14 protein-coding genes are annotated in these 15,611 nt (G+C 43.3%); 5 read left to right on the forward strand and 9 right to left on the reverse strand.

Annotated features, from left to right (window positions below):
• Positions 1-6: 6 nt before the first annotated feature.
• Entirely contained in the window at positions 7-1,497 is a 1,491-nt protein-coding gene (locus FHS68_RS12740) for a TolC family protein (protein ID WP_167270538.1), read from the reverse strand.
• A 115-nt stretch (positions 1,498-1,612) separates the two neighbouring features.
• Entirely contained in the window at positions 1,613-2,848 is a 1,236-nt protein-coding gene (locus FHS68_RS12745) for a spore maturation protein (protein ID WP_167270540.1), read from the reverse strand.
• 136 nt (positions 2,849-2,984) lie between these two features.
• Between FHS68_RS12745 and FHS68_RS12750 the strand changes: the two genes are divergently transcribed.
• Positions 2,985-3,452 (forward strand): hypothetical protein, encoded by a 468-nt coding sequence (locus FHS68_RS12750; RefSeq protein ID WP_167270542.1) that lies wholly within the window; start codon positions 2,985-2,987, stop codon positions 3,450-3,452.
• A 63-nt stretch (positions 3,453-3,515) separates the two neighbouring features.
• Here the strand turns inward: FHS68_RS12750 and FHS68_RS12755 are convergent, their stop codons facing one another.
• The 6 genes from FHS68_RS12755 to FHS68_RS12780 form a co-directional block, all read right to left on the reverse strand.
• The gene (locus FHS68_RS12755; protein WP_229211873.1) at positions 3,516-5,105 is read right to left on the reverse strand and encodes a T9SS type A sorting domain-containing protein; all 1,590 of its coding nucleotides are present in this window, start codon (positions 5,103-5,105) and stop codon (positions 3,516-3,518) included.
• A gap of 13 nt (positions 5,106-5,118) precedes the next feature.
• Positions 5,119-5,793 carry a hypothetical protein gene (locus tag FHS68_RS12760; RefSeq protein ID WP_167270543.1) on the reverse strand — a complete coding sequence of 225 codons (675 nt, stop codon included), beginning with the start codon at positions 5,791-5,793 and terminating at the stop codon, positions 5,119-5,121.
• A gap of 19 nt (positions 5,794-5,812) precedes the next feature.
• Positions 5,813-6,547, reverse strand: a complete 735-nt coding sequence (locus tag FHS68_RS12765) for a hypothetical protein (protein WP_167270545.1) — start codon at positions 6,545-6,547, stop codon at positions 5,813-5,815.
• Positions 6,548-6,688: 141 nt separating this feature from the next.
• A complete protein-coding gene (locus tag FHS68_RS12770) occupies positions 6,689-7,270 on the reverse strand; it encodes a Crp/Fnr family transcriptional regulator (protein ID WP_167270547.1) in 582 nt (193 codons plus the stop codon).
• A gap of 139 nt (positions 7,271-7,409) precedes the next feature.
• Positions 7,410-8,291, reverse strand: coding sequence for a sugar phosphate isomerase/epimerase family protein (locus tag FHS68_RS12775; RefSeq protein WP_229211874.1), 882 nt, complete (start codon positions 8,289-8,291; stop codon positions 7,410-7,412).
• Between the two features lie 38 nt (positions 8,292-8,329).
• Positions 8,330-9,589, reverse strand: coding sequence for a Gfo/Idh/MocA family protein (locus tag FHS68_RS12780; RefSeq protein WP_167270949.1), 1,260 nt, complete (start codon positions 9,587-9,589; stop codon positions 8,330-8,332).
• A gap of 252 nt (positions 9,590-9,841) precedes the next feature.
• Here FHS68_RS12780 and FHS68_RS12785 point away from each other — a divergent pair, with 252 nt between their 5' ends.
• Complete coding sequence (locus FHS68_RS12785) at positions 9,842-11,437, forward strand: Na+/H+ antiporter (protein ID WP_167270550.1); 1,596 nt, start codon at positions 9,842-9,844, stop codon at positions 11,435-11,437.
• A gap of 4 nt (positions 11,438-11,441) precedes the next feature.
• Here the strand turns inward: FHS68_RS12785 and FHS68_RS12790 are convergent, their stop codons facing one another.
• Complete coding sequence (locus tag FHS68_RS12790) at positions 11,442-12,968, reverse strand: S8 family serine peptidase (protein WP_167270552.1); 1,527 nt, start codon at positions 12,966-12,968, stop codon at positions 11,442-11,444.
• Positions 12,969-13,253: 285 nt separating this feature from the next.
• Here FHS68_RS12790 and FHS68_RS12795 point away from each other — a divergent pair, with 285 nt between their 5' ends.
• The 3 genes from FHS68_RS12795 (at position 13,254) to FHS68_RS12805 (ending at position 15,601) form a co-directional block, all read left to right on the forward strand.
• A complete protein-coding gene (locus FHS68_RS12795) occupies positions 13,254-13,490 on the forward strand; it encodes a hypothetical protein (RefSeq protein ID WP_167268805.1) in 237 nt (78 codons plus the stop codon).
• A gap of 406 nt (positions 13,491-13,896) precedes the next feature.
• The gene (locus FHS68_RS12800) at positions 13,897-14,526 is read left to right on the forward strand and encodes an MgtC/SapB family protein (protein WP_167270554.1); all 630 of its coding nucleotides are present in this window, start codon (positions 13,897-13,899) and stop codon (positions 14,524-14,526) included.
• 226 nt (positions 14,527-14,752) lie between these two features.
• The gene (locus FHS68_RS12805) at positions 14,753-15,601 is read left to right on the forward strand and encodes an EboA domain-containing protein (protein ID WP_167270555.1); all 849 of its coding nucleotides are present in this window, start codon (positions 14,753-14,755) and stop codon (positions 15,599-15,601) included.
• The last annotated feature ends 10 nt before the right edge of the window (positions 15,602-15,611 follow it).

A 15,611-nucleotide genomic window follows, 5' to 3' on the forward strand; every position in this document is an offset into this window, starting at 1 on the left:
CCTGTCTTAGAAATCCGACAGCGGGCGGTTCATATAGAAATCCAGGATTTTAGTCCTGAAAACATAGTCATATTTGGTTTGTACCAGATTGCCATTTGCCCTGTCCAGGTTCGCTTTGGCAATGCTGTATTCCACGGAGTTAATCGATCCAACATCAAACCTAACCTGAGAAACCCGAAATGTTTCCTGCAATGCCCTCACCTGATTGGCAGTTGCAGAATACCGTTTTGCTGAATTGGTCATGTCGATGTAAGCCTGCTCCACATTCTTGCGGATGGTCAGCAAGACTTGCTGCGCCTGGTATTCATATGTTTTTTGCTGAAGCTTTGCATTCGCAACATTATACTTCACCCTGAAATTGGAAAAGATAGGAATGGTCAGGTTCAGATTGATAGCAGAGTTGCGGTTGAAGTTGAGCTGATCCAGGTAGCCGAAAGTGCGTAAGGCGCCGTTTGGTGTAGATACCTGTTGCACGATGGGTAACTGCTGATCGTTGTAAACAATGTAATCTGTTGTCGAAATGACTTCGGTCATCGAAGTTCCGCTTCCATCGGACACAAACCTTTGTTTGGGTGCCGCGCTAGAAAATGCAGTATAAATACCTCCATTCAAGGTAAGGGACGGCAATCCAGCTCCTTTTGCCAGATCTACATTTGTTTTGGCTGCTTCAATGCGCAGATTTGCAGCTTTCATTTGCGGAAGGTTATTCAATGCTACATCAAAAATTTCCTGGATCATAGCATTGTAAGCCTGCAGTGTCGGATCAGCTACTTCGATCTTTACAATGTTGATCTGCTCGCTGCCAGGCATATTCATATATTGTTTCAGGGTTAGCTTGGCGGTTTCCAGGTTGTTTTCAGCATTAACCAGTGTGAGCTCGTCATTGGCAAGCGTTGCTTTCAGATCGAGGAGATTACTTTCAGCAAGCGTTCCGGCATCTACGAGCTTCCCCGTCCTTTCTACCTGCAATTGTGAAGCCTCTACCTGCCTAAGTGCTACCTGTATCAATTCCAGATTTGTGATCACCTGAAGGTAAGACAATGCTACATTCAGCATAATGTCGTTGCGTGTAGCATCCAGGTCTTTCTGGCTGGCCTTGTAGTTGGCATCATTAAATTTGATATTATTCTTAATCTGAAATCCATTGAAAAGTGTGACCTGACCACCGAGCTGGTAATTATTGGAGCTGATATTTTGCTGAACAAACTGGTTGGTAAACGGGTCGATATTTCTACCTGAACTAAATCCCTGACCTGCGCTAAAACTGATACTTGGCCAGCGCTGCCACTTGGATTGTGCATAGGTATTCCCATTTGTCTGCACCTGTATTTCGGATTGTTTGATCTGCGGATTGGTTTCCAGGGCGATTCGGATACAATCTTCAAGAGAATAAGTGTTCGCCGCCTGCTCTACATTTTTTTGGGCAAAGCTATTACCCGCAATAATTACAAAAAATGTAACCAACACAAGCGTGGAATTGCGTAACGATTTAAACATAATGATGTTCAGAGTTAGATGATCAATATTACTCTTTAAGATAAAAAGCGACCATCCATTTTATACGGACGGTTGCATATCGGGGGTAAAAGGGCAATTCTCCAGAATATGAAAATCAGTGAAAAAATAAGTATCCCAGCCATATTCCGGCCACAACGCCCACAAAATCAGCGATCAATCCGGCGACGATTGCATACCTCGTATTCTTTATTCCAACCGACCCAAAGTAGAGGGCGACAATGTATAATGTGGTGTCCGCAGATCCTTGAAAGATACATACAAGCCTGCCAATGAACGAGTCAGGTCCAAATTCCTTCATTGCATCGATCATCAGCGCACGTGCGCCGCTACCGCTCAAAGGCTTCATTAAGGCGACCGGCAAAGCTTCCGTGAAATCAGTGTTCATCCCGGTTAATGAAAATAAATATTTAAGTCCGTCGATCAGATAATCCATTGCCCCGCAACTTCTGAAAGCACTGATTGCTACCAATAAACCAACCAGGTAGGGAATGATCATGACCGTTGTAGAGAAACCTGCTTTCGCGCCTTCAATGAATGAGTCGAAAACATTTACTTTTTTGTACATCGCCGTTCCCAGGAATCCCGCGATCACAGCGAGTAATACGGAATTACCAACAAATATGGATACTGTCTCAATTTGCTCTTTCGGAAGACCGGAAAGATACCATAGCAACAGCCCAAGGAATGCGGTAATGCTACCCAGCCATAACAGAATGGTCTTATTAAACAGATTAATCCTTTGCCAGCTTGCAGTAATCACCATGGCAACCACGGTCGTTATATAAGTACCGACCACGCAAGGAATAAAAACATCCGACGGACTTTCCGCCCCCAGAATTGCTCTTTGCGCAATGATAGACAACGGGATGATCTGCAAACCGGAAGTATGAAGCACCAGAAACATGATCTGCGCATTAGAGGCAGTGTCTTTGCTGGGATTAAGGTCCTGCAAACTTTGCATTGCCCTCAATCCAAATGGGGTGGCAGCATTATCCAACCCAAGAAAATTGGCCGAAAAATTCATGATCATCTGACCGTGAGCAGGATGGTCTTCGGGAACCTCAGGGAAAAGTTTATTAAAGAAGGGCCCGATAATCCTGGCAAGCCTATTAATAATGCCTGCCTTCTCCCCTACATTCAAAATCCCAAGAAAGAATGTCATCACACCTGTAAGCGGCAAGGCAATGTCCATTACGGCCACTTCTGCCATTTTCAGCATTCCCTCCGTCACATCTTTAAATGTCTGCACATCTCCCGTGAGAATAAATTTCAAAAGGGCTATTACGAAGGCGATTACAAAAAATCCGACGAAAATATAGTTTAATGCCATGCTTGGAGATTTGGAAAACGGGCGGGTTTAATTAATAATTTCTTTATAATGCTTTGGGTAAAATATTTCATTTAATGCAAATAACAAAAGTATATTGCAAAACAGAGATTACACTTCGGACCAAATATCCCTTTCAATGAAGCATTGCAGCCTTTTAATCCTGCTGGTCGTTTTTGCCTGCAACCAGCAGAAAAATTCTGAACAATCAGGGGATCAATCTATGACTGTGGTAAATGATACCATTTCACCAATCAGAAATAAGGTAGCATCTGGTCCGGTTGCCAGTTTCAGTGAGAAAGTCAAAGATCCGTTGAACGACTGGCGGTTTGCCGTGGAGTTGTATGAAACCAAAGCTACGTTCGATTTTTTGGTTAAAATAAAATACAAGGAACTGGACGCGGAGGATACTTTGAAAATCCCGAATTTTGGAATACAACCCAAAGTAGAAATACAAAAAGGCCCTGGCGAACAATCCTGCATTCTTGGTTTTTTGGATAAAAAGGGTGTTTTTAAAGAGTATAAGATGGTTCAAGTCAAAAATCAGCAATTGAAAATATCTACATTAAGACATTACGCAAGAACCAGGTATAAAGTGAAGAAATAATGTTGCTAACGCAAAAAAACCGGGTAGCCCGGTTTTATTAGTAATGAAATAGTATGAATGCGCTCACTGTAAGATAACCCTGATTTGATCTGATTCCCCCGCTTCTTGAATGAGATGTAAGTAATAAGTACCTCTTGTCAAATCACTTACCTTGATGTTTAATGTTTTGTCCGCCCTAAACGCTTCCGTTGAATAATCTTCTCTGGGGTCAATTGTCCTGACTTCTTTCCCGCCTACCTCACTGAAAATACGTATCAAACCAGGTAAAAGTGAAATATCATCCGCCTCTTCAAATGTAATATGGAGGTAATCGCTAGCAGGATTGGGATAGATCTTATAAACGGGCATTTCCTTAACGCAGTTGTCCACACATATTGTAATTCCCTTCTTCACCGATCCAAAACAATTACTAACAGTAATATCAATCCCATAACAGTTATTGACGTATGAATTAAAATAGGCAGTACCCCCATTATAGTTAAGAATGGTATTCCCCGGATCGCTGGTGGTCCAGTTACCAAACTGAGTACCAGGTTCGGCAGTGTAAGCATTAAGCGATACACCCGAGCCGTTACACATAAAATCCGGAGCCCCTCCGCCATTTGCAGTTAAAAGTAACGATGCCGGCTTCGGCGGACTGCGTTTCACAATGACAGCCTTACTAAGAGATGTCGTCATTGCACAAACCGACGAAGTTGCGGATACGATTACCGTGCCGTCCGAAACGCCCGTAATTTGTGCAGAATTGGTGTTTCCGGGGGAGTTTGCAGTTACACCGCCCGTAGTAGTCCAATTATACGATGTCGCGTTATTGGCGCTGGCTGTGATGGTTTGAGGGCTGCAAAGGAGAATGTCACCGGAGTTGATGACAGGTATTGTGGGTAAAGGTCTCGTGATATTGATAGAAATTTTAGATCTGAAAACATTGCTGTCGTTGCGTTTTGCCTCAACTTTGATCACTCCACTTTTATTAACATGGGTATTGACCGTCACTGACGGGACATTGGACATTGCCGGACCTGACCAGCCATCAGGATAGTAAAAGTAGTACGTGATTGGGGCATTGGGATCTGTCACGACACTTCCAACTGTCAAAGTCTTTTGGGTCGCGCCGCATGCAAAGGATAAGGTGTTCCCATTACTAACGGTAGATCCGTTGAAACTTAGGGTAGCCGGGTCGCTGATGTGTTTAACTTCGATGGGCTGGGCTTCGGCGGCATCATTGGGGCGGAGGCTTAAAACTTCCTTCGTCTTTGTCGGTTGCCCCTGTGGAGTCCATGTGAAAGTTACCTTTAAGCGAAGAGACTTAGTTGGAACGCCATTGTTATAATTCTTTGTGTTGTCCCATTTCATTTTGACCTGGTTAGATGTACCTCCACTTATAGCTGTTCCGCCGACCGGAATCCATTTGTAAGAGATTGTTGCATTTTGAGGGACAACACTATTATCGTTGCTGATGACTGCATAATAATAATACTCATTAAGATAGCCACTGCTGCTAGGCTCGATATTATAGAAATCTATCATATCAAACATTGAACTAGCTTGTGTGCCACGGATTTTGACAACCGGATCGCTGGCTGCCTTCACATCGCTGAATAGTAAAATTAAAAGCAAAGTGATAATGGCGGAGAATTTGTACAACATTTTCATGGTGAATTTTAGTTTAAAAGTTATAACTCAGATTAAACAGATAATAAGAAAATGGGATCAGTTGCGCAGCAGTCTCTTTGTCTTTATATATTCGCTTACCAGCATAGCTAAAAGTTTCTGATTTTATGGTGTATCTTAGTTGAAGCTGGCTTTCAAGAGAAACTGAGAACCTTTTACCAACATAGTATTTCATTCCTGTGAAGCCGGCGAGCCAAGAATCACTAGTCCGGTTTGTTAATTTTCTTTGATTAATGCTGATAATTCCATCACTTAAGGAGTAATCGTGAGATATTCCCGTTTCCGACCGTGTTCTCCAGCCAAGGTCTGCTCCGTAATAAAGCATCGAAATACCCAGCCATTTTTGCCATTCATAACCCGTCTGGATCATTGGCCTAAATTCGAATGAGGAAGCTTTTGTCCAATTAAAAATCGTATCTGTCTTATCATAGCCATTAAGCCAATAGAAGAGTGGGGAAAGCATTATTCGCCATGCACCGATTTCTTCATTGCTACTAATGTTCCGTTTAAACATATAAGAATAGGGCATTGAGTGATCACCACTGACTCTTGGTGCCCAATAATTAATATGCATTTCCCAGTTGTGCCTGTTGACGGCCATTTGCTGTCCGCAGCATTCTCCGAGTGCAAAAAAGGCGATCATCAGGATTACAAATCCTCTCGTTTTCATATTTATCCTATCTTAAGAGTCAGAAATGGCAAGCCAGATTCAATGCGTAAACAGGATAAGGCAGTATAGATAAATCATATACAAAATCCTTTTGTAGAAAGGCATCATTGAAGTAAGTAGAGCTTTTGTCCCAGAAATATGTGGTCTGAAGTTGGCTTTCGAGAGAAATAGAGAAGTGCGCATTGAGGTAACATTTTGCCCCGATCAATGGAGCTACAGAAAAGTAGTTCCTTCGAAACATGTATTCATACTTACCGCGCGGAGGCGCAGGTACGCCCAGGGGATAAAAATGATCATCGCTCTTATTACTTTCGAACTCAATTGCATAAAAAGAACTGATTCCGTAGAAAAGAATAAACCTACCTTTAACTTTTTGCCATTCGTATCCAAATTCTAGTCGGGGACGAAAAAAATTGGTTCGTTTGTTGGAAAATTTGAGAGTCGTGTCAGGATGTATGTTTTCAGTCTTACCGAGAAAAGACGGTGATAGGGAAAAACGCCAGGCACCTGTCTTTCCTCCTTTGCCAACATTTCGTTTGATAATGTATTTGTAGGTAATCCAACCGGACATTGGTTTGTAAAGAACGGGGGCCATATTAAAATTTACTTCCCAGGGAAACCTTTCGATTTTCTTGTCAATAAATGCATTAACTTTCTTTTGGAAGTTTCCGTTAGAAGCAGGCCGCTGAGCATGAGTTAGGGTTATCTGAAAGAGAAAGGCACAAAGCAAAATGGGTTTGATGCAAGAAAACATTTTATAAAATATTTGAGTCCGATTGATAAAAAAATCGAGCAGCAAAAAGTATCCTATTTGCTTAATACAAATAAACAGAGGATAAACCATACCAATTCTGGGAAAACCCAGAATCCTACCTGCAAAAACCCAGAAAATTACTTAGTACTTCGCCTTTAATTTGCTGACATAGTTTTCAGAAATCCCGAGATAGGAGGCTATGTATTTTTGAGGGACGCGGGCAACTAATTCTTTCGAGCGGGAACGGAATACTTCAAACTTCTGAGGAGCCGACAACATGCGCATTTCACGAAGCAGTTCTTTATGCGCCAGTAGCGCGCGCTCGGCGATGATCCTGCCAAGACAGCAGATTTCTGGGTGATCAGCATAGAGTTGATATAGATCCCGATGGGAAATATAGATGAGGGTTGACGATTCCAGAGCTTCAATATACTCTTTGGCTGGAACCTGGTTGACGAAGCTTTCTGCTGCATGAAAGAAATCACTTTCCTTTGCAAACCACTCGGTAACGTCTTCGAAAAGACCTTCGCCACTGTTACTAAGCTGGTATCCTCTTACCATTCCGGACTTCACAAACCAAAGCCTGTCGCAAATGTCGCCTTCCGACAACAGCAACTTTCCTTTCCTGACATTTATGATTTTGAGTTTTTGTAAAAATTGCGCGCGAACCGCGTCGTTGACAGGCAAGATACCCGTAAGGGAAGAAATGAGTTCAGAATACATAGTGTGAGTTAGAGTAGGTGCTGCAAGATGGCTATTTTGACCGTCTTTTCAATGCGGAACTCTGTGCTTTTTCTGTCTGACCCCAAAAGAATAAGCCCGGCTTTCACCGGGCTCATCTACCATTTGTAAATACTGTAAACTATGCTTTAAAAACCTCGTCCATCTTCTCACGTATCGTCAATAAACGTTTGCGATCTCCGCCATTCACTTCCGCAGAAGCCCAACCTGAATAGCCAACTTTTTGCAGTGCCTTATTTACTTCGGACCAATTGCAATCGCCTTCCATAAACTCTACATCAAATCCCTTCCAAAGACCCAAGTCGTTCTGTTTTTTGATGCTGAATTCTTTCAAATGAAGCTTTAAAATGCGTTTGTTCAACGCTTCGATCCAGGAAACCGGCCAGCTGTAACGGAGCACATTACCTACGTCCAGATACCAGCCGACCATCGGACTTTTAAAATCATCCACAAAATGTGCTGCCTCCAAAGGACTTAGCAGAAACTGGTTCCAGACATTTTCGATGGCTATTTTGACACCTGCTTTTTCAGCAATTGGAAGCAGCTTTCGGATCTCGGCCTGAGAACGTTCATACGCTTCGCCATAAGTAACATTAGCATTTACAACGCCTGGCACTACAAGTACCGTGCTGCCACCATATTCTTTGGTATCCCACAATGCTTTTTCAATCGACTTGGCGCATTCTTCCCTTTTCTTTGGATCGGGATCGGACAATGGAAGCTTCCAATGCATGGAGTTTACGGTTCCTGGAATTAGCAAGCCGGTCTTGTCCCTGGCAGCGAGTACTTCCTTCATTTCCAGCTTATCCGGAGAATCGAGCTCTACACCGTCGTAACCAAGATCTTTCAGCAACTTAAACTTATCCATGACGGACAAGTCTTCCTTCACCATTCCCCACATCAGGCTTTTCTTTATCATTGGGGCTGGTAACACTACTTTCGCGCCCGCAGATTCCGCCGCAGACACTACTGAAGAACCAACTGCTACGACGGAGGCCGCCATAGCAGTGTTTTTTATAAATATCCTTCGGTGCATGGACATTAAGAGAATGCAGTAATACCAGGTAATGCTACCTCAACAACCGGAGGTTTCATATCAAAACTATAAGTATCGGGACCCAGCTTTTCAGTAGAGTTCATGGCTTCATCCCAGGTAATGCGCTTGCCCGTATAGGACGCCATTCTGCCCATGATCGCAATCAATGTGCTATGCGCCATGAATTCGCCATCATTCACGAATTTGCCGCTTCTGATGCCAGCGAACAGTTCGTTGTGCTCGGTTTGGTACATATCATTCTGCACGCCATCGTATTTCCATGGATTTGCTCCCACGATCTCGTGTACGTTACGTGCGCAGTTCACCATTGCGCGTCCTTTTGTACCTATGGTTTCAACGAGGTAGCTGTTTTCACAGTTAGCCTGTTGTCTTGAATGGTGGAAGCCTTTAACACCGCCTTCATAATCATAAGTGACAGCAAAGTGGTCGAAGATATTGCCGAACAAGGAATCGGTACGAACTTGTCGTCCACCAGTTCCAACAGCAGAAATTGGCAGTTTCCCACCCATTGCCCACGACATCATATCCAGACTGTGCACAGCTTGTTCTACAATATGGTCACCGGCCAGCCAGGTGTAGTAAGTCCAGTTACGTAACACATATTCCGCATCGGACCAGCCTGCTACCCGCGGGAAAGACCACAATGTGCCTGTATCGTAAGTATTGTAAATGGCAGAGATATCACCTACCGCGCCGTCAAGGATTCTTGAAAAACTGGCACGTTTAGGCTCATGGTAACGCCAGCAGAAACCTGACATCAGCGATACATTTTTTTGTTTGGCAAGCTTGGCAGCTTCCAGAACCTTGCGAACACCGGGAGCATCTACTGCGACAGGTTTTTCACAAAAAACGTGTTTGCCAGCATTGATTGCAGCCGTAAGGTGCTCAGGACGGAAATGCGGAGGCGTTGCAAGCAAAACAACATCCACACCCGACTCCAATACTTTCTTATAAGCATCAAACCCTATAAACTTATGACCATCATCCACCTTTACTTTTGCACCGTGAACCTTGGTAAGGTTTTCGAGAGAAGAGTCCAATTTATCTTTAAAAATATCTCCTACTGCATGCAAAACAACATTAGGATCTGCTTTTAAAGCCTGGTTAGCTGCGCCAGAACCGCGCCCACCGCAACCGATCAAACCAATCTTAAGCGTTTCGGCATTCGTTCCTGCAAAAACGCGGTTGGGATTAAGAATTGTAATGGCTGGTAGGGTGCTGCCCGCAAGTGCCATGCTCGCCATTTTCAAAACGTCTCTTCGAGAAGTACTCATCGTTAATTGGGATTAGGTGATAGAATTACCGAAATTTTTTAAATTTTAAGTATACTGCCACAGATTCAACATCATTGGAGCAATAAAGATAAGCAAATCCGCTATTTTTCTTCTAATGTAAAACCAAAAATTGATTTTGCGTGTTCGACCACACACAAAAGTTGTTAGAGGCTAATCATCTAATTAATATACTTTTATACTCAAGAACCGCTATCTCGTAAGATGATCCAGGAAAACCTTCTGCTGATAATTTCCCTTCTTTTCGTCGTGTCAATGCTCACCATGGTCAGTGAAAAAATTGGCGTATCCTACCCCATTTTCCTGGTCATTGCTGGCTTGCTGATCAGCTTTATTCCCGGAATGCCGCATATGGAGCTTGCTCCCGATCTTGTATTTCTTATTTTCCTGCCACCGCTTTTGTATATGGCTGCGTGGAACACATCCTGGAAAGATTTCTGGAACTGGAAGCGACCTATATTGATGCTGTCGATCGGATTGGTTGTTTTCACTGCCACTGCTGTGGCTTATTTATCCCATGCAATGATTCCTGGATTCACTTTGGCCATGGGATTTGTATTGGGCGGCGTCATTTCACCGCCCGATGCCGTAGCTGCCACGTCTGTTTTACAAAGTGTGAAAGTCCCTAAAAGGGTTGTTACCATACTTGAAGGTGAGAGCCTGGTGAACGACGCCTCCTCATTAATCGTTTTCCGGGTTGCATTAGCAACGGTAGCAACAGGAAAATTCGTCCTATGGAAAGCGGGGATTGACTTTTTTACCGTTTCCATCATGGGAATTGTCATTGGTTTGGCAATAGGACATATTCTGTATTTTGTTCATCGATTTTTCCCAACTACCCCAAGTATCGATACCGCACTTACATTTATTACACCTTACTTAATGTACATTGCCGCTGAGCATTTTCATTTTTCTGGCGTCTTAGCAGTTGTGAGTGGCGGGTTATTCCTCAGTTTCCGGGCCCACGAAATATTTTCCTACCAGTCGCGGATGCAGGCTACTTATGTGTGGGAAACGGTGATATTTCTTCTGAATGGCATCGTCTTCATCATGATCGGCTTGCAATTGCCTAAGGTGATGACCGGGCTTGGTACCTATACCATCCAAGAGGTCATATTTTATTCTATTGTCATCAGCGTCGCATCCATCCTGATCCGGATAATCTGGGTTTTTCCGGCGACTTATCTGCCACGCCTCTTATTTAAATCCATCCGTGAAAAGGAAAAGAAACCAAGCTGGAAGACGGTTTTTGTAGTGGCTTGGGCCGGAATGCGCGGCGTTGTTTCGCTCGCATCCGCGCTCTCTATTCCGCTCATATTGAATGGAGCAAGCTTTCCTCACCGTAATCTGATCCTCTTTATCACTTTTGTTGTGATCCTGTTTACGTTGGTTCTTCAGGGATTAAGCCTGCCTGTCATCTTACGCTGGCTCAACATTGAGGATGATGGGGAAAATCTGGAAGAGCAAAATGCCATGATGAATTCGAGATTGGCGACGGTCAGCCTGGATTATATGCAGTCTAATTATGACGGTGAAATTCAGGAATTCGAGCCATTCCGGCTGTTAAAAGACCGTTATGAGAAAATCATACAAATGGCAGATGCCAAAATGTTGCACCTTGAAGACACACCTTCCAAAAGCATGGTAAGGAAGTACCGCACCATGCTGGTTGAGATCATTGATGTGAAACGCGTGGAAATCCAGAAGCTGAGGCGCGAAAGGGTTTGTTCAGACGAGCTTATTAAGATTAAAGAACGCGAACTGGACCTTGAAGAGGCCAGGCTGCGAAAATCACCCTGATATCTCAGTCCCAGGCAACCTCGATCACGTAATCTCTCAGATCGATGGTCGTGAATTTTTCGTTATTCTGGCGTTTCAGAGAGATTTTGCCGTTTTGAATTTTTGCCACCTGCTGCATAATCACGTCTTTTTCACTTTTTTTCCTGTAAATAGCCACCATTGAATCGGCGCTCGTCACATCCACATCACAAATGCGGCCTTTTGCATTGATAAACTTCGCATTATCAGGCAAATAGGGTGCTTTCGCCAAAGCTAGCGCGCGGGAGGCCTGCGGTACGCCATAACCCACAAAATTATTTCCGTAAGGATACAAATGGGACGATTTTTCAATCAGTGAAATGAGCTCTTTATTGGAAAGTTTAGGATTTGCCTGCAACAGACATGCAGCAAAGCCTGTGATCACAGGGGCCGATAATGATGTGCCATACAATGAAAAACAGGACACATTTGGTTTTACATATTTCAAAATTTCAGGTCCCGTGCTGCTATAACCAATTTTATTCCAAAGCTTTCCATTAGTGGCACCAACTGACAATACACCTTGCGCATCAGCAGGAGCGGACACGATTTCCCAGGTCTTATCGTCGCCTTCATTGCCAGCCGATACGATCAGCATTATTCCTTTACGATCAGCAGCAATTTGTGCTGCGCGGGTAATTGCGCAGGTTTTTCCGTCCATCTGATCGGGCGTATAATTTTCTTTGGGATCTGAAAATCCTTTTGCATAACCAAGCGACGTATTGATCAGACGTACGCCAAGGCTGTCCATCCACTCCATTGCCGCTATCCAGTTATCTTCTTCTCCGCGATATTCCCTCATTGAGTAATCGGTCCTTGCCAGATAAAATTTGGCATTGGTAGCCATTCCGTACTGGATCTGATCCTGATAATCAATCCCGGCGATCGCTGCTAAGACTTCGGTTCCATGCATATCAGAAAAGGACTCAGCTGTACTGAACAGCAACGCTCCGGGCCGACCTGGTTTTACATAATCACGTATTCCTAGAATTCTTTTATTGGAAAAAATCTGTGTTAGTGAAAAGGAAGAATCTGCACCATAAAAGCCAGCATCGATCACGCCAATGGTTACATCTTTGGCTGTAATATTTTCCTTTAAAAAGGCGCTTGCCTGAACTTGCGACATCACCGGTGCCATCTGAGACTTTTCAATTGGCCTGGTAGAAGCAATGTAAAATCCCGGATCAATCGGCACCACTTCCTTTACAAAATCCAATTCACGAACCTTCATAGCCTGTTCGCTGGTCAATGTTGCAGACACTGCATTTAGCCATTTAGAGCGGTTAATTATAGTTACAGATTGTTCGAGAAGCGCTTGCTCGTAAGATTTTTTAATGGGGAGATCCGTTTCTTCCGACAATGTCAATCCGAGGCTTTGGCGGGTTTGGATTGTTTGTTGTGAGATAGCAGGTGTTCCGCTTAAATCCTTATTTTTAAGATATATCCAATACTTGGGCGTAGCCGATAAAACGAATGGGATTAATGCAAAAGCAAGCAAAAACAGTCTTTTCATGAAAATGATGATAGTTAGGCAATTCTTATAGTACCAACAACTGTATTCTTTGGATGACCATTTGTTCTGATAGGTCAAACCAAAAATGTCCAGAATTTAGAACAAGGTAAAAGTAATTTTGCAAATTAAATTACTGGTTACAAAAATTGCCCGATGCGGTACAGCTTATGCGCCCAAACATTGCGTTATGTTCTATTTTTGGAATAAAATGTAAATTGGGTGTGTCCAGCGCCAGCACTTAAATTTTTGTTTTATAGTTTTGGTATCAAGAAAAGAATCTCGGTCATGGAAAAACATTTGAACCTACAACTTCCCTTATCATTTCGGCAATTGACTGATCTCGTTCGCCAGTTGCCTAGACAAGAGCGTGAAAAACTGGTATCTGTGCTGCAAAAGGAAATGCAGAGAAGTGATGAGCCTACCAAAGCACAAATTTTAAAGGATTTGAAGCAAGATTACATCGCTCTGCAAAAAGGTGAATTAAAGACTCGCCCATTGAAGGACATTTTGGATGAACTTTAATGTCTCCGCTTCCGAAAATTTTGCAAAGGAGTTTAAACGACTTGCAAAAAAATACCCTTCTCTGCCTCAGGAAGTCAAGAAACTAGCGGACACGCTCATTCAAGATCCCAGCCAGGGGATACCAATAGGAAGGGACTGCTACAAAATCAGACTAGCCATCAAGAGTAAAGGCAGGGGTAAAAGCGGCGGGACAAGAATTATTTCATGCGTAAATTTTCTTAAAGAAAGTAGTAGTACTTCTTTCGATATACGACAAATCGGATAAAGAAAATATTGAGACAGGAGAATTAGAGGGGCTTATTAAGAACATTGATATTGACTAATTTCAAATCCAAACTTTGACATTAAGCTAAGCCGGGAGATTTCTGATCTTTCCGGCTTTTTATTCAGACCATCTTCCCGACTAATGAACCTCCTACCCGAAGACATTTACAAACTCCTACTTTCCTTTTTGTTAGGTGCGATCATCGGAACGGAGCGCGAGTATCGCAGCAAGTCTGCCGGGCTGAGGACCATGATTCTGATTGCCGTAGGTTCAACACTTTTTACAATTCTTTCTATTAAAATCAGTTCTGACGCCGGACGGATTGCTGCAAACATTGTAACCGGCATTGGCTTCATTGGCGCAGGAATTATTTTCAGGGAAAATAACAGGGTGGTAGGCATTACAACAGCTGCCATTGTGTGGGTTACTGCTGCGCTGGGAATGGGGATTGGAGCGGGCTTTTACGAAATATCCATTGCAGCATTTATTATTTCGGGATTATCCCTGGTTATACTGGCTCCTATCCAGCGCTTTATCCGTAAAAGAAGCCAGATTCGTAACTACCGTTTGATGTGTGTATATCAGCAACGAACACTCAAAACCTACGAGAAACTATTTAAAGAGCACGATCTGAAAATCCTCAGGGGAGATCAAAGCCGTATCGGAAATCACATTACCGGGAACTGGACTTTGCAAGGCTCCGACCATAATCACGAAAAGCTGACCAAGCATTTGCTCAATGATGTCGAAATCAAAGAATTTGATTTTTGAACACTCCTTCCTAGCGACTCCGTCGGGGCAATTCCATTGGGGATTAGTTTTCGATTAAAATACGTACAATTATGTACCAATTGAAGTCTTACGACGTCGAATAACGTTATAATGCGTCTACCGGAAACTTTATAAGGGGAAAGACGCATTGTTACAAAATAACCCACAACCAGAAAGTGATTTACGCGGAGAATCTCGGCATAAATCTGAATTATTGTCAAACGTTATGTCCGACTTCATTAAAGATAAACTTTGGGCGATCATCGCATTGAATACCAGCCCGGAAGAGGCGGACTGGTTGCAACAGAAAGGACTCTCCGATCCGCTTGAATTGATGACTGCTTTTGTCGCCGTTCCACGATCTTTACCAAAAAAAGTGGTTAATGTAAGTCAAGATGAACTATCGGCGCTGAGTACCGAATTTTCAGGATTTTCGATCCTTGGCTGGTCACTTGTGAGGGTCAGCAGAGTTTGGCTTTTGACGCAATTGGATCCGTCGGATAGGCATGAATATGTAAAAAACATTGAAACGCTGTTTGATACCGCGGAAATGAACGAATTGGTGGCACTTTACTCAGCATTGCCACTTCTATCTTATCCAGACCAATGGCTTTTCAGGGCTACTGATGCCGTTCGTTCCAATATGGGTTTTGTTTTTGATGCAATCGCCCTGCATAACCCTTATCCAGAAAAATATTTTGGCGAACCCGCCTGGAATCAGCTGGTTCTGAAAGCCATTTTTAATGACAAACCCATTCATTTTATTGAAGGCTTAGAGAACCGGGCGAATGAACAGCTTTCGATCACTATTTCGGACTTTGCTCATGAGCGCTGGGCAGCAGGGAGGACGGTATCTCCGCAGGTATGGAGGCTTGTAGGTAAGTATATGACCCCGGCTTTACTCTCTGATATGCAGCATTTGTTTGGTTCCGAAAATACTGAGGATCAGAAAGGAGCAGCGCTGGCTTGTGCTGAGTCTAGTTTGCCCGCTGCAAATAATTTGCTGATCCAATACCCTAATCTGGAACAATCGGTGAAATCAGGTGTGCTTACCTGGGCCGATCTTGAACATTGACGTTTACAAC

The sequence above is a fragment of the Dyadobacter arcticus genome (assembly GCF_011762185.1).
Lineage (GTDB): Bacteria > Bacteroidota > Bacteroidia > Cytophagales > Spirosomataceae > Dyadobacter > Dyadobacter arcticus.

Coding starts and splice junctions, on each gene's coding strand:
- FHS68_RS12740 (WP_167270538.1), bottom strand. CDS start 1,497: ATGTTTAAATCGTTACGCAATTCCACGCTTGTGTTGGTTACATTTTTT.
- FHS68_RS12745 (WP_167270540.1), bottom strand. CDS start 2,848: ATGGCATTAAACTATATTTTCGTCGGATTTTTTGTAATCGCCTTCGTA.
- FHS68_RS12750 (WP_167270542.1), top strand. CDS start 2,985: ATGAAGCATTGCAGCCTTTTAATCCTGCTGGTCGTTTTTGCCTGCAAC.
- FHS68_RS12755 (WP_229211873.1), bottom strand. CDS start 5,105: ATGAAAATGTTGTACAAATTCTCCGCCATTATCACTTTGCTTTTAATT.
- FHS68_RS12760 (WP_167270543.1), bottom strand. CDS start 5,793: ATGAAAACGAGAGGATTTGTAATCCTGATGATCGCCTTTTTTGCACTC.
- FHS68_RS12765 (WP_167270545.1), bottom strand. CDS start 6,547: ATGTTTTCTTGCATCAAACCCATTTTGCTTTGTGCCTTTCTCTTTCAG.
- FHS68_RS12770 (WP_167270547.1), bottom strand. CDS start 7,270: ATGTATTCTGAACTCATTTCTTCCCTTACGGGTATCTTGCCTGTCAAC.
- FHS68_RS12775 (WP_229211874.1), bottom strand. CDS start 8,291: ATGGCGGCCTCCGTCGTAGCAGTTGGTTCTTCAGTAGTGTCTGCGGCG.
- FHS68_RS12780 (WP_167270949.1), bottom strand. CDS start 9,589: ATGGCGAGCATGGCACTTGCGGGCAGCACCCTACCAGCCATTACAATT.
- FHS68_RS12785 (WP_167270550.1), top strand. CDS start 9,842: ATGATCCAGGAAAACCTTCTGCTGATAATTTCCCTTCTTTTCGTCGTG.
- FHS68_RS12790 (WP_167270552.1), bottom strand. CDS start 12,968: ATGAAAAGACTGTTTTTGCTTGCTTTTGCATTAATCCCATTCGTTTTA.
- FHS68_RS12795 (WP_167268805.1), top strand. CDS start 13,254: ATGGAAAAACATTTGAACCTACAACTTCCCTTATCATTTCGGCAATTG.
- FHS68_RS12800 (WP_167270554.1), top strand. CDS start 13,897: ATGAACCTCCTACCCGAAGACATTTACAAACTCCTACTTTCCTTTTTG.
- FHS68_RS12805 (WP_167270555.1), top strand. CDS start 14,753: ATGTCCGACTTCATTAAAGATAAACTTTGGGCGATCATCGCATTGAAT.